Below are 22,026 nucleotides of genomic sequence, written 5' to 3' on the forward strand. Positions count from 1 at the left end.
ATGAATTTTACAAGCAGCCCTTTTGAACGAATGATGAAGGAAGTACCGCACCCCGGCTGGGACAATGACGACCCTTGTAAGGGATGCCGTTATTACAAGGAGTGCAAAGGAAAGAAAAAACAGTGCCGGAAGAAGTTCCGGGCGCTGATCGTGGAGCCCCGCCCTTCGGGCCATCGTGGCCCGAAGTCATAAATGGACGCCCGGGAGCTGACCCGTGACGAGAAGAAGAAAATCCGCACTCTGGTCACGGGGATGTGCGCCAACTATGACCGGGAAAGCGGCCTGTGCCTTCCTCTTGACTGTGCCTGCTATATGCTGCACAAGTGCTGGACAGGGGCGTACTGCCGTTATTTCCGTGAGGCTGTCCTGCCTCTTAACCCGGAGCTTCAAGCGTCGCTGACAACGGAAGGTATCTCCCCGGAGCTGCGGGCCTGTGCGGTCTGCGGGAAGGCGTTCTTGCCCGAGGGGCGTCAAGCCTACTGTTCCGACGCCTGCAAGGCCGAAGGGAACCGCCGGAAAAGCCGGGAACGCATGAGAAAAATGCGGGAGAAAAGGCCGGGCGGCTGTTACGATTTGCCGCCTCCAAAGGCTTGACATTCCGGGCTTTTTTGAGGGTGTTTCCGGGGCGGGAATATCTTATTACATTCCTCCCCGGTCTGCCCTCTTATTTCGTAACATCCAGCACTTCGGGTCATGTTGGCCCGAGGCACAGAAAGGAGGGATCTCTTGGAGACAGTACAAGGATATGTGATTTTGAAAGCTGCCACCTTTGAAACCGGACACGGCTTTGCGCTGGGGCATAATCCGGGAGCGCCGAGCCCCTTTGTGACCTGGCAGTTTACCGAAGGGGAAAACGGCCATCGGGATTACTACTGGGGCCGCTATGGAACCAGTCAGGCGTGGGCGCAGAGGGACTTTGACCGCCGGGTGGACGACTATCAGCAGCTTTACCATGCGGCGGTCAAGCATACCGAGCTGGGACCGGAGGGCGTTTACCGCTATTATTCCACCCAGCGGCCCGTGGACATAGGAACTTACCCGAAGCCGCCGGATAACCAGCCCCTTTCCATTGTCAACTACGATGATGACAGGCGGCGTCCTGTGGCAGACGGCAGGCTGATGGCATGGGGCGAACTGACCTACGCAAAGCCGCTGACCGAAAAGCAGATGGAGGATTATGAACTGAAACCAGCACCGGGCAATCCTGACCGGGTGCGCCCATCCATTACCGCCCGGCTCAAAGAAGGAACCAGAGGGCAGGAACCCCAAAAGGAGCCCGGCCAGAAGCGGAGCCATAAAAACCATGAGGAACGATAAAGGAGGATCGCCATGCACGAAAAAGACAACTATCTGAAAACCGCCGAGCTCTCCACGGAGCAGAACTGCAACATGATCGACGGCGTACCCAACAACACGCCTATCCCACCCACGCCCCCGGAGCTGGACGCAAAACCGCTTGATAAGGTAAAGGAGCCCAAAGAGCGCCGGAAAGGCCGGGAGCTGGAACGCTGATGGAGAACCGCAAGCGGAATGTCCATCTGCACGTCATGGTAACGCCAGACGAGTTGGCAGCCATCCATGAGCGGATGGCCGAGGCGGGCATTTCCAACGCCGGGGCTTATGTACGGAAAATGGCTCTGAACGGGTATATCCTGCACATCGACCTTACGCCCGTAAAAGAGCTGATCTCTCTGCAACGGCGCTGTTCCAACAATCTCAATCAGGTCGCCGTACACGCACACACCTATGGCGTGTACCCGGAGGAAATCGACGGATTGAAGCGGGACTATGAAAAGCTGTGGGGCGAGGTGTCAAAGGTGCTGCGGGAGCTTTCCGAGCTGGTGGCAAAGTAAGACGAGGGCGGCAGGCTTCCGTTGCGGGGCTTGCCGCCCTGCTCTTTTTTTACCACTTCGGGCCAGTATGACCCAAAAGTTTTGGACAGGATTTACTAATCTTTCGCAACATTTATGTCCCCGGGCAAGCATGATAAAATAGAGGTAGGAAGGATAGATAAAGGAGGTTTTGAAGATGAAGATACTGCTAAAAATATTGGTTGCTCCCTTTGCTTTAGCGTTGTCCCTTCTGGCGGCTCTGCTGGTGTTCCTATTTGATATTTGTGCCGTCCTGCTGACGATTGCCTCTGTGATCCTGACGGTGCTGGGTGTCGCTCTCTTTTTCACGCCGACGCCCATAGGCGGGATTGTATTTCTGTTTCTTGCCTTCCTTCTTTCGCCGTATGGACTGCAAGCGGCGGCGGGCTCCCTTCTTTGGGCGCTGGACGGAGGCAAATCCGCTCTGTACCGGTTTCTGGCAAGTTAAGCAGCCTCGGGCCATACTGGCCCGAAGTCGGGGCGGTCTGAATGGGCCGCCCCTTTCTCATGGAAAGGAGGGATGATTTCTGGCTACCACAACTTTGTTGCAGCGCCATGCGGGCGAAGGCGAAACGATTGCTGAGGCTATCCGGGATTGTCTGGACTATGGCAAGGACCCGGAGAAAACAGAAAGCGGAAAGTATATCTCCGCTTATGAATGTGATCCGGCCACCGTGGCGGACGAGTTCCTTTTGGCAAAGGCCAGCTATGCCGCTATGACGGGCCGGGAACAGAAGAAAGAAAATAATGTGCTGTGCTATCAGATACGACAATCCTTCTATCCGGGCGAGATCACCCCGAAGGAGGCGAACCGTATCGGCTATGAGCTGGCTATGCGCTGGACAAAGGGGCGGCACGCTTTTATCGTTACCACACACACCGATAAGCAGCACATCCATTGTCACATTTATTACAACTCCACCACCCTTGACTGCACCCGGAAATTCCGAAATTTTTGGGGCTCCAGCTTCGCCCTTCGGCGGCTCTCTGACAGGCTGTGCCTTGAAAACGGGCTGTCCATCGTGGAGAACCCGAAGCCCCGGAGCAAGGGCAAGTATCGGAACTATGGAGAGTGGCAGAAAGACCGGAAAGGGCCGCTTTCCTATCAGGACAGGCTGCGCCTTGCCATTGATACTGCGTTGGCGGAACGCCCCGCTGATTTGGACGAATTTCTCAATTTGATGAAGCGGGCCGGGTATGAGGTCAAGACGGTTCGGGGCGGCGGTATCAGCTTCCGGCTGACCGGGCAGGGACAGGAACGCTTCACCCGTCTGCGTGCCTCCACGCTGGGGGACGGCTACGACTTGCAAGATGTTCTGTCCGCCATTGAGGGCAAAGAAAAACGCCCCGGGCGCTCGGAGCGGAAAATCAGTCTGGCGGTGGATATTCAAGCAAAGCTGGCTGCCGGTAAGGGGCCGGGATATGAACGCTGGGCGAAGGTATTTAACATTAAGCAGATGGCCGCCGCTCTTGCTTATATACAGGACAATGGCCTGACCGATTATGAGCAGTTGGCACAGAAAGCCACCGAGGCAGCAGACCGTTTTCATACCATTTCCGAGCAGATCAAGCAGACGGAACAGGCCATGAAAACCAATGCCGGGCTAAAGGCCGCAACGGTTCAGTATGCCAAAACCCGTCCAGTCTTTGAGCAGTATAAGGCGACGAAGTACAGCCGGAAATTCCTTGCGGAGCATGAGGCCGACCTTGAACTGTACCGGGCTGCACAAGCGGAAATGCGCTCTCTGCTGGGCGGGGCGAAGCTCCCCAAAATGGATGTGCTGAAGGAAGAAGGCCGTAAGCTCACAGCAAAGAAAAAACAGCTCTATGGAGAATATCAAAAGGCACGACGGGACATGCAGGAGATCGTCACGATCAAAGCGAACATTGACACTCTGATGGGCTACACCGAACCGGGAAGAAAGCAGGAAAAGGAGCGTTAAGGTTATGAAAATAAGGAGCAAAGCGACGCTGACACTTCGGGCCATGTTGGCCCGAAGATACGGGTTTGGGGCGAGCCCCAACAAGCCGCCTTTGTGCCACTTGTGGCCACAGAGGCATTGCTTGCCACTTAGCGACAGCCCCTAAAATGGCGCAAAAAAACAGAGGCCCTTATTCTGGAACCTCCGTTTCTCTGGCTTTCTTAATGCCCTCGGCTGTGGCTTCTATTACAACAAGCTCTTTTTCATTCATAGAATTTAGGAGCACATCAATGTGCTTTCTGCAAGAACTTGACCTTGCCCCTCCGTCCGCATGAATAAACTGGTCAACTGAAACGTCAAACATGGTAATGAGTTTAACAAAAAGGTCGAAGCTGGGATACTGACCTTTGTTCTCAATATTCATAATGGTACGGGAGTCACGGTCTACTAATTCCGCAACGTAGGCTTGTGTCCAGCCCTTTTCTTCTCTGGCTCTTTTGAGAGCTGCCCCGAGGCCGTGAAAGTCAAACCTTCTTTCATCTTGGTTCATTCTCATATCACCCTATATCATTGTACATTTCGGGCTGGATTATGAGAATGTAATGAAACTTTATGTAAGGTAGTATTTCATTTCACTATTCACTTGTAAAATCTTGATGTAAAAGCCAACAGGCTATATAATTTATGAAGAAATAATTTTTTGAAAAATCCGTCCGCTGTAACATTTCGCGGACATTTGCCTGTTATACTATCTGCAAAAAGCAAAGGAAGTGAGGATATGAAGCAGATTTTAATTGTCGAGGACGACAGTTTTTTGAATAAGATGGTGGCCTATAACCTGACCGCAGACGGCTATGGCGTGACTTCTGCCCTAAATGCCAGAACCGCAGCCGACGCCATCCGCCAGCGGGAATTTAATTTAGTGCTGCTGGACATCAACCTGCCGGACGGGAACGGTTTTGAACTGTGCAAGCTGATAAAGCCCCAGCACCCGGATACCATCGTGATTTTCCTGACCGCCAACGATCAGGAGAGCGACCAGATACGGGGTTATGAGGTGGGCGCGGTGGACTACATCACAAAGCCCTTTGTGATTGGGGCCTTGCAGCGGAAAATCAAAGCCATGTTCGCCATGCTGGAACACCACAAACCGGCCAAGGACATTTACGACGACGGGCGGTTGTTTCTGGACTTCTCGGAGCAGACGGCTTCCTTAAACGGCAAGCCCCTGACTCTATCCCCGATGGAGTACAAAATGCTGAACCTGTTTCGTAAAAATCACCGGCAAGTGCTGACCCGTGGGCAGCTTTTGGAAAAGCTGTGGGATATAGACGAGCGGTTTGTGGACGAACACACCCTGACAACCTCCATCAGCCGTATTCGCAGCAAGATTGAAGCCGACGGCGGCGCACCCTACATCAAGACCGTTTACGGCATGGGGTATCAATGGACGGGAGGCGAGGTAAAATGAAGTTTCAAAACCTCTCGGTAAAGCGGCTGTTTGGCCGGGTGGCAATGGAGCTTGTCCTCTCCATGTCCGGGATCACCATAGCTCTTTTTCTTGTGACAAAACAGATTGCGGTGCTGCTGACAGGCGGGGCGCTGCTGCTGTGCGCCATTGTAGGGATTTTTGTACTGACGCAGGCGTTTGGAAAGCGACTGTCGCAGTTTACCACTGACCTGTGCCAGACCTTAGACCACATGATCGCCGGAAATGAAGCGCCCCAGCGGCCAGAGGACAGCGAAACCCAGCTTGCCAGAATCGGACACCGGCTGGCAAGGCTTTACCAGATCATGCAGGAGAACCGCCGCCGGGTGGACGAGGAACGGCAGGAGTTACAGACCCTTGTATCGGATATTTCCCATCAGGTGAAAACGCCGGTAAGCAATCTGAAAATGGCGACGGACACCCTGCTGGAAAAGCCTATGGTCGAGGCAGAGCGCACCGACTTTATCCGGGGAATCCGCAGCCAGACGGATAAGCTGGACTTTCTCTTTCAGGCCCTTGTGAAAACCTCCCGTCTGGAAACAGGCGTGATCCAGTTGGACAAGAAACCGGGCCGCCTCTTTGATACCGTGGCACAGGCCATGAGTGGGATCGTGTATGCAGCGGAGAAAAAGGAAATCGCCGTGTCCGTGGACTGCCCGGAGGATTTGACCGTTTCCCATGACAGCAAGTGGACATCGGAAGCCCTCTTTAACCTGCTGGACAATGCGGTGAAGTACACCCCGGCAGGCGGGAAAATCGCTGTGTCTGTGGTGCTGTGGGAAATGTATGTGGAAATCAAAGTGACCGACACTGGCAAGGGCATTTCCGAAAGCAATCAGGCCGCTATCTTCCAGCGCTTCTATCGTGAGGAAGAAGTACACGAACAGCAGGGTGTGGGCATTGGCCTGTATCTGGCCCGCGAGATCGTAACGCGGCAGGGCGGCTATATCAAAGTGGTTTCGGAGCCGGGCAAGGGTTCGGAATTTTCCATTATGCTTCCCTTGCGTTGAGAGAAACTTTCTGCTTCGGGTCAAGTTGGCCCGAGGTGCAGAGATAAAATGAAATGTCCGAGCGTTGTAACATTTCACCTCAATTTTCAATGAATTTTTTTAGCCGCTGTAACATTTCGCGGACATTTGGGTTTTACAATACACTTATCAACAGGTAGGAAGCCTTGAAAGGAGTTTTGAATATGAGCGTTTTACAGACGATTGACCTGAAAAAGTATTACGGTACAGAACCGAACATTACCCGCGCCCTTGACGGCGTAAATTTCTCCGTGGAGGACGGCGAGTTTGTGGCTGTTGTGGGAACCTCTGGTAGCGGCAAGTCCACCCTGCTTCACATGATGGGCGGGCTGGACACTCCAACCAGCGGAACCGTGATCGTCCGGGGCGAAGAACTGGCAAAGAAGAACGATGAACAGCTTACCATCTTTCGCCGCCGCAACATCGGCTTTATCTTCCAGAACTATAACCTTGTTCCTATTCTGAATGTGTATGAGAACATCGTCCTGCCGGTGGAGCTGGACGGGGACACGGTGGATCAGAAGTTTTTGGACGAGATCGTTCACCTGCTGGGGCTGGAAGATAAACTGAAAAATATGCCGAATAATCTTTCCGGCGGACAGCAGCAGCGTGTGGCGATTGCACGCGCCCTGATTACCAAACCGGCTATCGTGCTGGCCGACGAGCCGACCGGTAACCTTGACAGCAAGACCAGCGCCGAGGTGCTGGGGCTTATCAAGCGCACCAGTGCGGAGTTCCGGCAAACCGTTGTGATGATTACCCACAACAACGATATTGCCCGTCTTGCAGATCGGATTGTCCGCATTGAGGACGGCAAAATTGTGGAATAAGTAGGGGGTGGCAGACTATGACATGGCCTTTTGAAAATGATACCAGTAACATTGAAAAGAAACTGGCAAAGCGCAGTTTGCACCATGAACGGCAGCGTAATTTATTTGCAATCATTGCTCTGGCACTAACTGCATTTATGATAACTGCGACATTTAGTATTGGCTTTAGTTACTTTGAAACCTACCAAATGCAACAAATCCGCTTAATGGGAACTACCGCAGATGCCGGAATCACAAATGTAACGGAAGAACAGTTGGTTGAGATTTCAAAATCAAGTCTTGTACTTGACGTAGGCATACAGCAGCGTTTAGGCAGTGTTGATACAGAACAACTGAGAAACGCAAGATTAGGTGTAGTATGGATAAATGATACAGAGTGGGAACACCACCGTCTTCCTACTATATCAGGTGTTGTAGGAAATTATCCGTTAAGTAAAAGCGAAATCATGTTGCCTACATGGGTGCTTGAACAGATGGGTATTTCTGATCCACAAATAGGGATGGAAATTGTGTTGTCATACCAAATTGGCGATAGCTATGATTATGTCACGGACACCTTTTTGCTGTCGGGCTACTATACGGACTACATTCCAATGCGCACAAATAATCGTGGTTATGTTTATGTTTCATCCGCTTTTAAGGATAGCTTAAATGTATCACTGGATAATAGTGTTACGGCAATGATCCGTTTTCAAGGCAATGATAATGCTGACAAAAACTGTGAAAGATTGCGGCGTGAGATTGACTTTACAGAAGGGCAAACATTTGAAATTGTACCATTAGAACAGGCAAATGGTGGAACTATTATTTTAGCTGTAATAATTTTAGCAGTTTTTATATCCTTTAGCGGCTATCTGCTGATTTATAATATTCTTTATGTCTCTGTCGTAAAAGATGTGCAATTCTATGGCCGTCTTAAAACGATTGGAACGACCCAAAGGCAGATAAAGAGAATTATCTATAAGCAGGCAATCAGAATCTCTTGTATTGGTATTCCGATTGGTCTGTTACTTGGTGCGGTTGTTTCCTTTGGCATTGTTCCTTACTTCCTGAATATGATGTATTCAACAAATTCTGATGTGGGAACAAAAGTATCTTTTTCGCCGTTTATTTTCATAGGAGCGGCCATATTTACGTTCATTACCGTTATGATTGCAAGCATGAAGCCCGCCAAAATTGCCGGAAGTGTTTCACCAATAGCAGCACTCCAATATACAGCAGCCAGCACAAAGAGCAGCGCCAGAAATTGTAGCAAAATGAAGTTGTCCAGAATGGCATGGAACAATGTCTTTCGTAATGCTAAGAGTACAACCCTTGTTTTTGCATCGCTTTTTTTCGGCCTTACCTTGTTCCTTGTCGTCACAGGGCTATTACATGGTTTAAGCCCGGAGAATTATGTGAGCCAATGGGGAGTAAGCGATTTTGCACTCACATATAGTATCCACGAAAGAGAAGATTTAATTTCCAGCGAAATGGTTTCAGAGATTGGTCAGCTTGACGGCATTGAGAATTTGAGGTTGACCTATGCACCTTATCCTCAAGTAGCAGCAGATGTTGTATATGACGATGCTGTATTTCACGAGTTTCTTGCGTCATTAGACGGAGTAAACGGCATTGATTTTTCTGATCCGGCAAAATTAGAAAATTATCAGCAAAACTTTTTTAGCGGGGTTTTTGGAATTGACAGTGCATATTTGGAAGAAATCAATAAAACCTTAAACTTGCCTATTGACACGTCTGCCTTTGAACAAGGAAAGGTTGTGCTGCTGTCCAAAACAGTAGAAGGCCTTATTCAGCCAGGGCAGGAAATAACAATCCAGACGCAGAACGGACAGCATTCCTTTATTGTAGCGAACGGTTATTTGAATGAAGGGTTTCGAGCAGGAGGAGGCAATGAGAGAGGGACGGCTCCTGATTTGTATATTAGTCAAACAGCTTTGAAAGAACTCTTTCCGCAATATAGAGTGTTCCGCGTGGCCTTTGATACGGATGGTCAACATGACGAAAGTATACTGCAAGAATTAAAGCAAATCACCGCATCACAAGCTAACATTGATATTATATCCCGATATGAACGGCGAGAAGAAATGCAGGAATATCTCATTACAGCAAAGGTTTTAGGAACAGGGTTGTCCGTGATCCTGCTGCTTGTTGGTGTCATGAACTTTGTCAATACAATGGTTGTCAATGTAAATACTCGGCGCTATGAATTAGCTGTTCTTGAAAGCATTGGAATGACAAAGCGACAAATCAAACGAATGCTATTTATGGAAGGTTTCTATTATTGGGGTGTTTCCCTTTCCCTTGCAGTCACCATTGGAACAGCAATCTTCATCTTGCTATATATGATTTTTAGTAAAGTGGCCTATTATGCTGTTTTCTCCTATCCATTTATCCCACTGGTGCTGGTGTCTGGACTGGTGTTGCTAATCTGCCTTATTGTGCCTATATGGGTCTACAAAACTGACGTTAACCTTCCAGTTGTGGAGCGATTGCGGTTGACAGAGTGAGTTTAATCAAATAGCAAAACATCCTTAGATCAATCATATCGAAGCGGAGCAGATTTTAGCTGCTCCGCTTCTTTAGTATTTTTCAAAAAATTCTTTTGAAATGTCCGAGCTTTGTAACAATTCAGCCTGTTTTTCTGTCGAAATCAAAGACGCCTCGGACATTTGTGTAACATTTGTAGTTTATGCTTGTGGTAAATCAATTAAGAAACATCTGCCCCCACAGCGGGGAAAAGAAAAAAACCGCTGACGGGCAGAGGATTTCGTGTGCTTTCCTATATCACTGACGATACGGCGGTTTTGAGAAATCAGAGCCGCCGTTTCTTTTCGCTCCCCTAAACCAACGACGACCTAACACCGTGTAAATCCACGGCGGCATATAGGAGGATTGCCGCCGTGTCTATCTTTGCCTTTTTTCACAGTGCCCATGACCTACATCAGTTAAAAAAAGCATAGCCCCGCCTCCGGGTTATTCCGGCTATGTATGCGAAATTTGTTGGAACCTTAACTATTATGTCATTTCATGCGTCCGTGTGGCTTCATGCCGCCCGGGCGCTTTTGCGTTCTTATGGGGCGGCTTCGGGTCATGTTGGCCCGAAGCCATTCCCCGGTGCCGCTCCCCGCCGCCTTCGTTTCGGTCACTCGTCAACCAACAACCGAAACGGAGGTCAATATGGCTATTATCAATTTGCGGGACTATTACCCGTTCTATACATCGGATTGCTTCATGGAAGTATCGGAAGAAGTTGCAGAAATGTTCAAAGAGTTTGATCGTAAAGAGGCTGCCTACCGGCTGCGTACATACCGCCACAAAGCCTACTATTCCCTTGATCGGGATGACGGGCTGGAGCATGAAGCTGTCTTTGTTGCCTTATCTCCCCATGAACTGTATGAGCGGAAAGTGACCATGCAGGAGCTTCACGCAGCGATTTCCAGTCTGCCGGACAAACAGGCAAAACGGATTTATGCTCATTTCATTCTCGGCATGACCAAACAGGACATTGCCCGGGCAGAGGGCGTCCATGAAAAAGTGGTTCGTGTCGCAATCGAGCGAGGTCTGCGGCGCTTAGAAAAAATTTTGAAAAATTCTTTGTAAGGCGTACCGATTTAGGCCGGAAAATGAAATGGCTTATGAGAGGCAAAACACTTCGGGTCACAATGGCTCGAGGTTCAGACAAGCCTCATGCAGATTGAAAATCGAATAAAAAGACACCCGGATACGAAGGGGAACGCGCTGTGTGACAGACCCGCCATGACCTCGGATTTCAGAGAATACAGTCTTTGTAAAACTGAGCGAGCGAACAGGTCCATGCCATAGGTGGGGCAAGGCTGGCTCCACCGGAACAGGCGCAGAACCCGGATACTTGCGTTTAGTCACAGTCCGAGCGTTGAAGCGGCCTTGCAAGCCGTGAGCCGTCGCAGGCAATGAGAACGCCTTGCCATCAGAATGGGGAGAGTTGAAATACTATGGGGCATGAAGCCTATGTCCGTCCGGTGTGTCTGAAATGAAGTGAAAACCTATGGGGAGCCCCCGGCAATGCTGTCTGATGATAGGCCAACCGATCCGGCGTGGCTCCCCATCTTTTCAAAAAAGGAGCATTTTATGGGAAATGCGTTTGGAATGATCCCCGGCTTGGAAACGGACGAATGGAGCAATGACGCCTGCCGCGGTTATGTCATTATGGCAATGGAGAACTGCGGATTTTCAAAGAAGGATATACGGCGTGTTGTGGGGCAGCTTTATGAAGTATTTGACCTCAACAGCGTGGAGGACGCCAAAGAAAAGTACCTTTCCAGTCCTTACTGACCTCGGGCCATATCGACCCGAAGTGGAGAAAGCTCAAAGGGCGGCACCTGCTGGGTGTCGCCTTTTGACATTTCCCCACAGGACAAGCGGGAAAGGCAGGCATATACACGCACTTTCGCAAAGGAGGTTTTCAATGACGCAAGCTGTCACTTATGAACGAGAAACAAAGTCTGTCGCATTTCAAGGGAAGATCATTGTGCTGGAAAGCCTCACGCCGGTACTTCCCCCGAAGGAGAAAGCACAGCGCAAAAAAGAAATTGAGCGTTGTCTTTATGAGGTGTTCAGAAAATATGGGGACAGATTTCCCTAATCATTCGCAACATTGTTGTCCGGGGCTGCTGATGGTATAATATAGTTGTAAGGTTGGTAGCTCCATTCCAACAAGGAAAGGAGCCCAATATGGAATTTATCAGAGAAGATTGTATTTACGCAAGACAGTCAGTAGACCGCAAGGACAGTATCAGCATTGAAAGTCAGATTGACTTTTGCAAGTATGAATTGAAAGGTGGGAGCTGCCGGGTATTCAAGGACAAAGGCTATTCCGGTAAAAATACGGATAGGCCGGAGTTTCAAAAGCTGTTGGGCGAGATCCGCAAGGGAAAGGTCAGGCGGGTCATCGTGTATAAACTGGACCGTATAAGCCGCTCTATTCTGGACTTTGCAACGATGATGGAGCTGTTTCAAGAGTATGATGTGGAGTTTGTATCATCCACAGAAAAGTTTGATACTTCGACCCCGATGGGCCGGGCCATGCTGAATATCTGCATTGTATTCGCCCAGCTTGAACGGGAGACAATTCAGAAGCGTGTCACAGACGCCTACTATTCCCGGTGTCTGAAAGGTTTCCACATGAGCGGACAGGCACCATACGGTTATCAGTTAGAGCCTACTGTGGTAGAGGGTATCCGTACAAAGAAAATGGTTGCCGACCCCATAGCCGCCGACCATGTACGGCTGATGTTTGAAATGTACGCTGAACCGGAAACCTCCTTCGGAGATATTACCCGATACTTCGAGGAACAGGGTATCAAGATTTACGAGAAGTCAATGGTTCGGAGTTTTCTTTCCCAGCTTTTGCGAAACCCCGTTTATGCACAGGCCGACTTGGAGCTGTACGAATTTTTCAAGAGTCAGGGTGCAGCGATTGTCAATGACGCTTCTGACTTTGCCGGAACAAACGGCTGCTATCTCTATAAGGGGCGGGATGTGAAGGAGGACAAGGACAGGTGCTTAAAAGACCAGATACTTGTTATCGCTCCCCATGAAGCACTCATTTCCTCTGACACATGGCTGAAATGCCGGAAAAAACTTATGGCAAATACCACCTTCCAGCAGGGACGGAAACCGAAGAACACTTGGCTGGCTGGAAAAATCAAATGCGGGCATTGTGGGTATGCTCTGAAAGCCACCCATGTACCAAATAGCACCGGATATTTCCGCTGTACCAAACGGACGGAAAACAAAGGCTGTCCGGGCTGTGGGAAAATCCGCAAAGAAGAATTTGAGCAATTCATTTTCTCGGCCATGCAGGAAAAGTTCAAAGACTTTCAGATACTCCACGGCAGAGAGGAAAAAGTCAATCCGAAACTGACCGCCTATCAAGTGGAGCTGGCACAGGTGGAGGCAGAAATTGAAAAGCTGCTGGATACGCTAACCGGAGCCAATGCGACCTTGCTTGCCTACGCTAACAAAAAAATTGAAGAACTGGACACCCGACGCCAGACCATTTCAAAGGCAATCGCTGAATTGAGCGTTGAAACCATATCTCCCCAGCAGATAAAGAAGTTATCCTATTATCTCGACAACTGGGACAGCATAGATTTTGACGACAAAAGAAAAGCCGCCGATGGTTTGATCTCTACAATCAAGGCCACCAGCGACCGTGTTCAGATAGAGTGGAAAATCTGATATTTCCGCTCTATCGCCCCTCATTTCTATTTTATCTCGTTTGTACCCCTTGTACACCGATGTTTACCAGCTATTTTGCTTGTCAAATATAATTTAATACCGGAAAATAAATGTGTTTTGGAAATTGTGGATGGAATGCAACGTTTAAATGCTATTATATCCTTTATATTAGGCGAATATGGTATTAATTATCAGGGAAAAATTTGCTATTTTAATCCTAGTTCATATAATGAAACATTTCAGCTAATGATGGATAAAGATATGCGTTTGAAAGTTCATGAAAAAGCTTGCTATTTACCAAGAGATTTATGTCTTGATTTTACTAGATATCAATTGCCAACAATTATAACTGGTAAAAATAATGAAACTGTAGATATGATATTTAGCAGGATAAATTCTACAGGGAGAAAAATTTCTAATCAGGATTTAAGGCAGTCCATGGCAGTTGGAGAATTCCCAGATTTAGTAAGAAGAATTGCTAGTGACATTAGAATGGATAATACTTACGATGATCACATTAGATTGTGTGAAATTCCACAAATAAGTGTTGGACATAAAGAATATGGATATGGAGTTGATTTAAATGATATTTTTTGGAGAAGGCATGATTTAATTAATGCCCAAAATGTCAAAGAGTCAAAAGATGAAGAAATAATTGAAACTTTGCTTGCTACAGTATTATTAGATCAATTCAAAAAAAGCAAAAGTTCTTTGGATGAATTATATAGAAAGAATTCTAAACTTAATATAGAAATTGAAGGTAGGATTAGAGAAATTGGGAAAAACAATTTAGAAGAAAAATTTAAAAAAGTATTTGATATCTTCGATATGATTTTTGTTTCTGTAAATTCTGATTTTTCGTCTTACTTATTTGAAAAAAAGAGAACAAAAAATAAAGATGAAGGATTTAAGGTAGTATTTTTAGCTTTATATAATTTAATATCTGATGGATATATTATTGTAAATTATACGCAAGTAGCCCAAAAAATAAAAAATGCTGTTAGTATCATTGAGGGTTTTACTAATAATAACGTTATTGATTATACAAAAATGAAAATAACGGTTGATAATTTGTATAATTTATTGAAACCAGCATTTGCAAAATCAATTGAGAAAAAAAGTAATGCTATAGTTGGAGAAGTTAACAAAAGATTAAGTTATTCTAAAATAGAAAGTCAATTGACAGAGCTTAAGATAGGAATTTCTTATTTTACTTCATGTCAAGTAAATAATAACACAATAAAAGATATAGCAAAAACGCTAGTTGCAATGGCAAATATTTCTGATGCAAAAGAGGAAGGAATGCTTATAATAGGAATTGCTGATTCTAAAAAAACGTATGATGATTGGTATAACCTCTTTAAAGGGCAAGTTGTTATAAATAATCAACATTATATTCCTGGAATAGCAATAGAGGCAAGACGTTTATGTGGAGGGATAGACCAATATAATAGAAAACTAAGACAACTCATAGAAAATGAACCAATATCATCTAAACTAAAACAATATATATTAGAGACATTTGAAATAGTAGATTATTATGATGTGGAAATAGTAATATTTAAAAGTAAATTTATGGGTGAGATTAGTTTGTACGATAATCAAAAATATATTAGACATTCCAGTGAAACAAGAAGAATATAGATATAGTATGCACAAAATGGAAATATAATCATACTCACAGAATCAATTCTACGCAGAAATCCTTATATACAACCTTAAATTCTGGACGAAAACCATCTACCCTAACAACTTTACCTTAAAGGCATTTGCGTTGAAATTTGATGGTTATTTCATTAATATATTGTGAAGAAATGAGTATAACACGACTGCTGCTGTGATGATATTTATATCTGCTTTGTCAGAATCAAAAAACAGGTTGCTGAACAGACATGATCTATATTATAATGTACATATAACAAAATTCACTTGGAGGTGATAATATGCCATTACTTAAAGAGGAATATAGAAAAGAAGAGAAGATTAATGGTGTAATCTATAATATGTCACCATCACCGAATTATCAGCATGGGATTGTAGACGGTAATATTTATTCCATCATAAAAACAGGATTAAAAGGCAGCTTGTGTTTAGCATTTATGGAGAATCTGGATTATAAATATCATGCACAGGAAAGTGATGATTATGTAATACCGGATGTAATGATTATATGTGACCGTAAGCATTTGAAAGGTGGTTCTTATACTGGTACACCCAGATTTATTGTGGAAACTCTTAGTCCTGCAACAGCATTGAGAGATATGACCGTAAAGAAAGAAATTTATCAAGCAGCAGGCGTAGAAGAGTATTGGATCATCTCACCGAAAGAAAGAGCAGTACAGATTTATTATCTTGAAGATGGTAAATATGATTTGAAGTATAGCTATATCTTGCAGGATGATCCAGAAGAAGATCATTATAATGCAGATACAGTGGTGACGCTGAAAGATTTTCCGAAAATCTCTATGACATTAGCAGAGATGTTTGAGAACGTAGAATGATTATAATTTAATATGAGACAGTATGAAAGCCCTCGGGAGTTAATCCTGGGGCTTTTGGTATGTTGAGAAAATTATTCGTCTTCGGGTAAAGAAATATTATTTTCTTTTTGGAAATCCATAAAAGTTTTACCAGTATATTTGGTAATAGTATTTTGAAGAGCAAAAAGATAGGAAGAAGCCTTTTGAAGATTTCCATTGTTAATATCAATTCTGAAATTATCAAGTTGTTTCATAATATCTGTTAGTAGGCTATGAAGATTTTCTTGTTTACTTTCATATAAAAATTCTGCAAATGGCATACCTGCAAGATAAACCATAAATGTAGGATTTATTTTTAATGAACTATTTAAATTTTTTAAATGGTCTAAAAAAATATCTTTATCATTGACAGTGCTTAATTGTCTAAAGGCATGATTAAGTAATTGGCTTTGTGTAGTAAGTAAAGACTCTAATAAACGTTCCTGTTCTTCGACAGTTCTACTTTGGACTACTCGAAGCATTTCAATTTTTGTCGCAGATCCGTTTACTGGAACAGCACTTATTATTTGATCTATATAGTTAATACTCTGAGTTTTATTCAACTCTATTTCTTTAGAAGTCATTGCTCCGAATTTTACAATAGCAATAATTTTGATAAGATCGCTTCTATATATGGTTAATTGACGATTATCATCTCCTTTTTTTCCATCACGTTCAATTTGAGAATACCAATAGTCATTTTGTTTAACAAGGTTTGAAATCTTTTTCTTAGTTATTTTTCTGGCAATGCGTAATTCTTTGAGATGATCTATTAAGCGGATTTCCTGAGTATCTATTATTATTATTTGGTTTTTATTATAGCGTAAAAGACTTGCGAGAGTAGCCATAATATTGTATTCCTCCAGACAATATACATTTTTATTTTTGATACATTTAGATATATACAATAATAATACAATATATACAAAATAACAATGATAATTGTATCGTAAATTATAAAAAAGGCATGTTATTTTTAATATACAATTTATTATATACAATAAAACAAGAATTATACAATAAAAATATGAAAAATTGTATTTTGCAATTGACATACGACATACACAGTGATATAATTCAAAATGTAAGCAAGATACAGAGCAGTACAGAGTAACATAACTGCTCTGTTGATGGGATAACAGACACATTGGAACAGGTAAACAGAACTTAATCAAAGCGTAACATTATAGGTTAACACAAACAAATGTTCTGGCATATAATGGCGTTACGGATAAAAAGAAAGAGACAACGGTATTTGGCGATACCATCATCTCTATCTTATAGGATGAGTTCTAAACTCAATCCAGTATGTATTGTACAGGCATCAAGAATGAAGTCTATACTTTTCCTTAGACAAGATAAAGTATATCATTAAATTCATTTTTGTGCAAGTCTGCACAGTTTATTTCCCGATAAAAAAATTTAAGGGCAGCAAGATATGGCAGGTAAGCTATGTACTTTTGTGCATTTGCAGATTGGTTTATTTCCTGTACCCAAATGTACTATGAAAACTGAATAACAGGAGGATCGCACTATGATAATAGATTATTTTCTATACCATTTATAAAAATGGTGTTGCTTTTGGATTCTTGGGTTATGCCAAGGGAGAAAGTGTATCTATAGGCATAAAGAAGTGAAGATTTGAAACTTGGATTTCATCTTGATTATATGGATGGAATCAAAAATTTTTACCTTTCAGTGGTCAGTTATACAACACTATTGAAATTGTATTACTATCCTATAGCACACTACGGACTAACTAATAAACAGGAAAGTGATAAATACGGGAGGTGATTTATCAAATGAACAGATTGGGTTATGTGATTCTAAAGATTTTGAAAAAGAAGAATTGTACCAGCCATTTTCACAGCATGACATTACAGGAAATCATGGAAATATCAAAATCATGCAGAACAACAACTTCTCGAAAAATAAAAAAATTACGAGAGCAAGGATATGTAGAGCGTGGATGTGGAGATTGGCAAGCATACACATACTACATTACAGAAAAAGGCTTAAAGCTAATAAAGGATGAAGAGGAGAACGAACATGCTTAAAGATTCAACGGCAGTTATTGGTTTAGGTTTAGGCGGTATGACTGTAACTTATGAGTTCCAGGAGAAAAATTATCTTACATATTCGGTAAACGGATCAGAACAGGATATTAAAAGTATTCCCAATGCTAAAAATAGTATGAGGCTTGAAGGATATGACGGTCTTGCAGGAAATAGAGAGCTTGCCTATGAAGCGTTAAAACGTAACAAACATATATTGAAGAAACTTAAAGAAATAGAGAAGAAAATCATTATTGTGATTGCTTCTGCCGGTGGTTCAACAGGATCAGGATGTATTACATTTGTAAGTGAAATTCTGGTGCAAAATCCAGATAAAATTGTTGTTCCAGTAATTCTTATGCCAAGACAAGATGAGTCAATTCAGAAAAGACTGAATGCGTATAATGTGGCAAAAGAACTCATGCAGATTGAAGAACTGGGTGCCATTATTTTTGTAAATAATGAATCTTATTCAGATTTGAAAAAGATTAATACGATTCTGGTAAATATGTTGGATGCATTTTTAAGTGATACTTCCTATTCCAGTGGGTCAAACTTTGATGATTCTGAAAAGATGAAGATGCTGAAAGATAACGGTGCATTTGTGATTGCTATGTTATTCTTAAAGCTGTACAGGATGCAATGTTCAAAGAAATTGATGCTCGTAAAAAGGCACTCAAGAAAAAGAAAGAGTATTACGATTATGATAAGACTATTAAGAAGAAAACAGATGAGATTGAACTTATCAAGCAACAGATTCGTGGACTTGAAGGACTGACAGATGCAGAATCTAAGGCACAGAAAGCACGACTTGAAGCATCACTCAAGGATAAACAGGATGATTTAGATGATACTGTACGTGACCATGTATATGACATTACAGTGAATGGTCTGGATGATCTTGAAACTCAGTTGAGTGAAGATTTTGAGAAGTGGTCTAATCAGCTAAGTTCAGACCTTGCAAAAATGTCAGATGCTATCAGTAATACTATTAGCGGTGCTGGTGAAAATTACAGTGACATGATGGCAGGTATTGATTATATCTTGAATAATATTGGCGGTATAACTTCTGGTCAATATTTTACTAGCCAGGATAAATCCAATATGAAAAAATCTAATTCCTTTGATACTGGATATAATTCTGGACATCTAAAGGGATATGCAAAGGGAACGAAGCATGTAGGTGGAGTTCCAAGAGTTGCAATGACAAATGAGAATGGTCGTGAAATCATTGTTACTAAGAAAGGTATTCTTACTCCTGTAGAACCATCTGACGGTATTATTCCGAATGATATGACAGAAACATTGATGAAAATGGCAGAACGTCAGCAGAATTACGCAATGAATAGTAACTTTAAAATGCCAGAACTTAAAGTTAAGGATGCTTCTGGAAACAGTGTAAACAATGTATACAATACATTTACTGTACAAGGTGATCTAACACGTGATACTCTTCCAGAATTGAATAAGATTCTTGATCTTGCAAGTAGTAAAACACAAAATGATATCCGTAAGAATAAGCGGAGATTTGGATGATTGTATTATTCTTTAAAAATGGTATGTTTGGTGATTGATCCTGTAGGAAATTGGATATCTGAGGAAAACAATAACAAGTAGAAAGAATTAACAGTAAACATTTACAGGATGATGTTCAGACGGAGAATATCATCCTGTTTTTAATAAAAGGAGTCGAGTTCTTTGGCTCTGTCTATGAACAATTCTAATAAAAATCCCAAAATATAAAAATAAATAATGGAGTGATAAATACTTTGCAATGTAATGAAAAAGACGACCTATATAGTATGTTGAAATATCTGCAAGAAAATGATATTGTTGATATGTCACAAGTGCGGAATGTAATTGAAATGAAAAAAAGAGAGGAATTATTAAAACAACATCATGGAAAAATAACGCAGGGCAGTGATGGCAAATGGAGAACTTATGTAAAAGATGAAACAAAGAAAAATGGTTTGCGGATGATAAAAAAATCATCAAAAGCCAAGTTAGAAGATGAAATTATTTCCTATTATAAAGCACATAGCAACAAAAAGCCTACATTTGATAAAATGTATAAGAGTTGGAGATCAGTGCAGGATCATTTAGTTGGGGATAACACTATATATAAGTATCAGACTGATTACAAACGTTTCTTTGAAGGCTCAGAATTTGCTGCACAGGAAATAGAAAAAATTTCCGAAGATGATTTAAAAATATTTTTCCATGACAGTATTGTTTCCAACAAATTGGGTAAAGGGGCATTTAAGAAATTATTTGGATATGTAAATAATACATTTGGAAAAGCGTACAGAGAAAAAGTAATACATGAAAATCCAATGAGTTATTTGGTGTGTAAGCAGTTTTATGGCTATTGCGAAGAAATAAATAAGCCATTGTCACAGCAGATATATTCTGACGAAGAGGTAAAAACAATATTGGAGTGGTTACATAAAGAATACGAAGAGAAACCATCCTATATTCCCAATTATGCTGTGGAATTTGCCAGTCTCACGGGCATGAGGGTAGGAGAGATTGTTGCTCTGAAATGGGAAGATTTTGATTATGAAAATGGATTTTTCATGATTGATAAGTCTGAAAAGTTCAATAGGATAACCAAAGAGTATTATATTGATACTACCAAAAATAAGAAAAAGCGGCAATTCCCTATAGATGAGAAATTGAAAAAGCTTTTGCTTAAAATAAAAAAGAGTGAGCTTAGTGCAGGATATCTCTGTGAGTGGGTATTTGCAAATGAAGAAGGAAGAATTCATGCGCCTGTTGTTTCATCTTGCATCAAAAATAAGTGTAAACAATTGGAAATACCAGAAAGAGGAATACACGCATTCAGAAAAACTCTTAATTCCAACATGAGATGTGCAGGCGTATCAGAAATGATGACTTCTTCTTTGTTAGGACATTCTCCGCAAGTTAACAGACAATATTATACTTTTGATGTGACAACCTTATCTGATAAGGCAGAGATAATAACCAAAATGCATGAAAACATTGGATGAGTTCTAAAAAAGGTAATAAAGGTAATAAAAAAATCCGAAGTCATCAGACCTCGGAAATCCTTGAATTTGTTAGAAATATCGGGGCAACAGGATTTGAACCTGCGACCTCACGGCCCCCAGCCGTGCGCGCTACCAAGCTACGCCATACCCCGCAACGCATATAACTATAACATAAACGAATTGTAAATGCAACCATTTTTTGAGGAGAAAGATGGTTGTATGGATGATAATAAAGAGTGTGATCCCTTGATACTTTCATAGGCTTCACACTCTTTACATAATATGATCAGGCTGTCTGTATTGTGTTACCTGGGTCAGGTAAAATACCTCTTCCCTGAAGTACAACGACAAGAGTTTCTGTTGTGTCCTGTAAATTTTTGATATCTTTTCGGATATTCCGTTCTGCAAGCTTAACATCCAGTGAAAGGTCGTCCAGGCGTTTTCTGTTGGTATCACATTTCAGATCGATCATTTCAAGTCTGTTTTCTACCCGGTTGAAGCGGGCATCTATTTCATCAAAACGAACATCCATAGCATCAAGACGAGCGTCGATACCGTCAAAACGAACATCCATAGCATCGAGACGAGCGTCGATACCGTCGAGACGAACATCCATAGCATCGAGACGAGCGTCAATACCGTCGAGACGAGTATCCACTGCATCCAGTCTGGCGTCGATACCATCTAATCGGTTATTTATATTGCCCAGCTGGACATTGATCGGGTTTATCATACCGGCTAATAATTCCAAATCTTTCTGATCTAGCATATGCGCATCCTCCTATAAAAATTGTACCGCATATTTCTCTGTGCGGATATTGTATCATGTTTCGAGTATGAAGTCTATGAAATTATCAAAGAACAAAATGGACAGGAACAATAAGTTCTTGACTAGTATAATATATATAATAAGAAAAAACAAGACATATTTTTATATCTTTAATAATAATAGAAAATGCAGGCGAACTACCTGAAGAATAAAAAAAGGAGGCCGGGAGTTGTGCGGACTCCCGGCAAAAAAGTATGAAAAAGAAAAAGATTGTTTAGCATTTGCTATCTACAGTTAATAATATAGTAAAA

At 42.9% G+C, this 22,026-nt stretch carries 23 protein-coding genes and 1 tRNA gene; 20 read left to right on the forward strand and 4 right to left on the reverse strand.

All coding sequences use genetic code 11. The annotated features are described in order from the left end of the window. From NE638_RS13920 to NE638_RS13950, 7 genes are all read left to right on the forward strand, one after another. Complete coding sequence (locus NE638_RS13920) at positions 1-192, forward strand: hypothetical protein (protein ID WP_003500082.1); 192 nt, start codon at positions 1-3, stop codon at positions 190-192. Further along, on the forward strand, positions 193-594 hold the full coding sequence (locus tag NE638_RS13925) for a cysteine-rich VLP protein (RefSeq protein WP_050005650.1): 402 nt from the start codon (positions 193-195) through the stop codon (positions 592-594). 99 nt (positions 595-693) lie between these two features. Continuing rightward, complete coding sequence (locus NE638_RS13930) at positions 694-1,317, forward strand: hypothetical protein (protein WP_173746434.1); 624 nt, start codon at positions 694-696, stop codon at positions 1,315-1,317. A 12-nt stretch (positions 1,318-1,329) separates the two neighbouring features. Beyond that, a complete protein-coding gene (locus tag NE638_RS13935) occupies positions 1,330-1,512 on the forward strand; it encodes a DUF4316 domain-containing protein (RefSeq protein ID WP_003500078.1) in 183 nt (60 codons plus the stop codon). Continuing rightward, positions 1,512-1,853: a plasmid mobilization protein gene (locus NE638_RS13940; protein ID WP_005927607.1), complete on the forward strand. Its 342-nt coding sequence runs from the start codon at positions 1,512-1,514 to the stop codon at positions 1,851-1,853. The genes NE638_RS13935 and NE638_RS13940 overlap by 1 nt, the downstream gene beginning before the upstream one ends. A 175-nt stretch (positions 1,854-2,028) precedes the next feature. Continuing rightward, entirely contained in the window at positions 2,029-2,319 is a 291-nt protein-coding gene (locus NE638_RS13945; protein ID WP_005927606.1) for a CD1845 family protein, read from the forward strand. 79 nt (positions 2,320-2,398) lie between these two features. Beyond that, positions 2,399-3,814 carry a relaxase/mobilization nuclease domain-containing protein gene (locus tag NE638_RS13950; protein WP_025543451.1) on the forward strand — a complete coding sequence of 472 codons (1,416 nt, stop codon included), beginning with the start codon at positions 2,399-2,401 and terminating at the stop codon, positions 3,812-3,814. A 169-nt stretch (positions 3,815-3,983) separates the two neighbouring features. Here the strand turns inward: NE638_RS13950 and NE638_RS13955 are convergent, their stop codons facing one another. Continuing rightward, positions 3,984-4,343 (reverse strand): helix-turn-helix transcriptional regulator, encoded by a 360-nt coding sequence (locus tag NE638_RS13955; RefSeq protein WP_036626676.1) that lies wholly within the window; start codon positions 4,341-4,343, stop codon positions 3,984-3,986. Between the two features lie 228 nt (positions 4,344-4,571). On the opposite strand from NE638_RS13955, the gene NE638_RS13960 reads away from it, so the two are divergent. The 10 genes from NE638_RS13960 (at position 4,572) to NE638_RS14005 (ending at position 15,863) form a co-directional block, all read left to right on the forward strand. Continuing rightward, a complete protein-coding gene (locus tag NE638_RS13960) occupies positions 4,572-5,264 on the forward strand; it encodes a response regulator transcription factor (RefSeq protein WP_118404182.1) in 693 nt (230 codons plus the stop codon). After that, positions 5,261-6,292, forward strand: a complete 1,032-nt coding sequence (locus NE638_RS13965; protein WP_055194520.1) for a sensor histidine kinase — start codon at positions 5,261-5,263, stop codon at positions 6,290-6,292. The genes NE638_RS13960 and NE638_RS13965 overlap by 4 nt, the downstream gene beginning before the upstream one ends. 182 nt (positions 6,293-6,474) lie before the next feature. Then, positions 6,475-7,140, forward strand: a complete 666-nt coding sequence (locus tag NE638_RS13970) for an ABC transporter ATP-binding protein (protein ID WP_005936003.1) — start codon at positions 6,475-6,477, stop codon at positions 7,138-7,140. Between the two features lie 17 nt (positions 7,141-7,157). Then, positions 7,158-9,650 carry an ABC transporter permease gene (locus tag NE638_RS13975; RefSeq protein WP_055194517.1) on the forward strand — a complete coding sequence of 831 codons (2,493 nt, stop codon included), beginning with the start codon at positions 7,158-7,160 and terminating at the stop codon, positions 9,648-9,650. A 670-nt stretch (positions 9,651-10,320) separates the two neighbouring features. Then, on the forward strand, positions 10,321-10,743 hold the full coding sequence (locus NE638_RS13980) for an RNA polymerase sigma factor (RefSeq protein ID WP_004064265.1): 423 nt from the start codon (positions 10,321-10,323) through the stop codon (positions 10,741-10,743). Between the two features lie 507 nt (positions 10,744-11,250). Further along, positions 11,251-11,454, forward strand: a complete 204-nt coding sequence (locus tag NE638_RS13985) for a hypothetical protein (RefSeq protein ID WP_244094852.1) — start codon at positions 11,251-11,253, stop codon at positions 11,452-11,454. 133 nt (positions 11,455-11,587) lie between these two features. After that, positions 11,588-11,764 (forward strand): hypothetical protein, encoded by a 177-nt coding sequence (locus tag NE638_RS13990; RefSeq protein ID WP_165483719.1) that lies wholly within the window; start codon positions 11,588-11,590, stop codon positions 11,762-11,764. A gap of 89 nt (positions 11,765-11,853) precedes the next feature. Then, on the forward strand, positions 11,854-13,362 hold the full coding sequence (locus NE638_RS13995) for a recombinase family protein (RefSeq protein ID WP_055194511.1): 1,509 nt from the start codon (positions 11,854-11,856) through the stop codon (positions 13,360-13,362). A gap of 75 nt (positions 13,363-13,437) precedes the next feature. Further along, positions 13,438-15,006, forward strand: a complete 1,569-nt coding sequence (locus NE638_RS14000; protein ID WP_330603461.1) for a GmrSD restriction endonuclease domain-containing protein — start codon at positions 13,438-13,440, stop codon at positions 15,004-15,006. Positions 15,007-15,305: 299 nt separating this feature from the next. Next, a complete protein-coding gene (locus tag NE638_RS14005) occupies positions 15,306-15,863 on the forward strand; it encodes a Uma2 family endonuclease (RefSeq protein WP_173746440.1) in 558 nt (185 codons plus the stop codon). Between the two features lie 71 nt (positions 15,864-15,934). Here the strand turns inward: NE638_RS14005 and NE638_RS14010 are convergent, their stop codons facing one another. Continuing rightward, positions 15,935-16,729 carry a hypothetical protein gene (locus tag NE638_RS14010; protein ID WP_173746442.1) on the reverse strand — a complete coding sequence of 265 codons (795 nt, stop codon included), beginning with the start codon at positions 16,727-16,729 and terminating at the stop codon, positions 15,935-15,937. Between the two features lie 954 nt (positions 16,730-17,683). Here NE638_RS14010 and NE638_RS14015 point away from each other — a divergent pair. From NE638_RS14015 to NE638_RS14025, 3 genes are all read left to right on the forward strand, one after another. Then, complete coding sequence (locus tag NE638_RS14015; RefSeq protein ID WP_173746444.1) at positions 17,684-17,938, forward strand: hypothetical protein; 255 nt, start codon at positions 17,684-17,686, stop codon at positions 17,936-17,938. Further along, positions 17,931-18,713 carry a hypothetical protein gene (locus tag NE638_RS14020; protein WP_173746446.1) on the forward strand — a complete coding sequence of 261 codons (783 nt, stop codon included), beginning with the start codon at positions 17,931-17,933 and terminating at the stop codon, positions 18,711-18,713. The genes NE638_RS14015 and NE638_RS14020 overlap by 8 nt, the downstream gene beginning before the upstream one ends. Before the next feature lie 1,087 nt (positions 18,714-19,800). Continuing rightward, on the forward strand, positions 19,801-20,946 hold the full coding sequence (locus NE638_RS14025; RefSeq protein WP_173746448.1) for a tyrosine-type recombinase/integrase: 1,146 nt from the start codon (positions 19,801-19,803) through the stop codon (positions 20,944-20,946). 78 nt (positions 20,947-21,024) lie between these two features. Here the strand turns inward: NE638_RS14025 and NE638_RS14030 are convergent. Further along, a tRNA-Pro gene (locus tag NE638_RS14030) sits at positions 21,025-21,098 on the reverse strand. 134 nt (positions 21,099-21,232) lie between these two features. Beyond that, a complete protein-coding gene (locus NE638_RS14035; RefSeq protein WP_114002949.1) occupies positions 21,233-21,715 on the reverse strand; it encodes a hypothetical protein in 483 nt (160 codons plus the stop codon). Positions 21,716-22,026 lie beyond the last annotated feature (311 nt).

This window comes from Blautia sp. MSK.18.38 (assembly GCF_024460535.1).
GTDB lineage: Bacteria > Bacillota > Clostridia > Lachnospirales > Lachnospiraceae > Blautia_A > Blautia_A fusiformis.

Excerpts from the sequence above, each read along its gene's own strand:
- NE638_RS13920 (WP_003500082.1), top strand. The coding sequence starts at position 1 with ATGAATTTTACAAGCAGCCCTTTTGAACGAATGATGAAGGAAGTACCG.
- NE638_RS13925 (WP_050005650.1), top strand. The coding sequence starts at position 193 with ATGGACGCCCGGGAGCTGACCCGTGACGAGAAGAAGAAAATCCGCACT.
- NE638_RS13930 (WP_173746434.1), top strand. The coding sequence starts at position 694 with ATGTTGGCCCGAGGCACAGAAAGGAGGGATCTCTTGGAGACAGTACAA.
- NE638_RS13935 (WP_003500078.1), top strand. The coding sequence starts at position 1,330 with ATGCACGAAAAAGACAACTATCTGAAAACCGCCGAGCTCTCCACGGAG.
- NE638_RS13940 (WP_005927607.1), top strand. The coding sequence starts at position 1,512 with ATGGAGAACCGCAAGCGGAATGTCCATCTGCACGTCATGGTAACGCCA.
- NE638_RS13945 (WP_005927606.1), top strand. The coding sequence starts at position 2,029 with ATGAAGATACTGCTAAAAATATTGGTTGCTCCCTTTGCTTTAGCGTTG.
- NE638_RS13955 (WP_036626676.1), bottom strand. The coding sequence starts at position 4,343 with ATGAACCAAGATGAAAGAAGGTTTGACTTTCACGGCCTCGGGGCAGCT.
- NE638_RS13960 (WP_118404182.1), top strand. The coding sequence starts at position 4,572 with ATGAAGCAGATTTTAATTGTCGAGGACGACAGTTTTTTGAATAAGATG.
- NE638_RS13965 (WP_055194520.1), top strand. The coding sequence starts at position 5,261 with ATGAAGTTTCAAAACCTCTCGGTAAAGCGGCTGTTTGGCCGGGTGGCA.
- NE638_RS13970 (WP_005936003.1), top strand. The coding sequence starts at position 6,475 with ATGAGCGTTTTACAGACGATTGACCTGAAAAAGTATTACGGTACAGAA.
- NE638_RS13975 (WP_055194517.1), top strand. The coding sequence starts at position 7,158 with ATGACATGGCCTTTTGAAAATGATACCAGTAACATTGAAAAGAAACTG.
- NE638_RS13980 (WP_004064265.1), top strand. The coding sequence starts at position 10,321 with ATGGCTATTATCAATTTGCGGGACTATTACCCGTTCTATACATCGGAT.
- NE638_RS13985 (WP_244094852.1), top strand. The coding sequence starts at position 11,251 with ATGGGAAATGCGTTTGGAATGATCCCCGGCTTGGAAACGGACGAATGG.
- NE638_RS13990 (WP_165483719.1), top strand. The coding sequence starts at position 11,588 with ATGACGCAAGCTGTCACTTATGAACGAGAAACAAAGTCTGTCGCATTT.
- NE638_RS13995 (WP_055194511.1), top strand. The coding sequence starts at position 11,854 with ATGGAATTTATCAGAGAAGATTGTATTTACGCAAGACAGTCAGTAGAC.
- NE638_RS14005 (WP_173746440.1), top strand. The coding sequence starts at position 15,306 with ATGCCATTACTTAAAGAGGAATATAGAAAAGAAGAGAAGATTAATGGT.
- NE638_RS14010 (WP_173746442.1), bottom strand. The coding sequence starts at position 16,729 with ATGGCTACTCTCGCAAGTCTTTTACGCTATAATAAAAACCAAATAATA.
- NE638_RS14015 (WP_173746444.1), top strand. The coding sequence starts at position 17,684 with ATGAACAGATTGGGTTATGTGATTCTAAAGATTTTGAAAAAGAAGAAT.
- NE638_RS14020 (WP_173746446.1), top strand. The coding sequence starts at position 17,931 with ATGCTTAAAGATTCAACGGCAGTTATTGGTTTAGGTTTAGGCGGTATG.
- NE638_RS14025 (WP_173746448.1), top strand. The coding sequence starts at position 19,801 with ATGAAAAAAAGAGAGGAATTATTAAAACAACATCATGGAAAAATAACG.
- NE638_RS14035 (WP_114002949.1), bottom strand. The coding sequence starts at position 21,715 with ATGCTAGATCAGAAAGATTTGGAATTATTAGCCGGTATGATAAACCCG.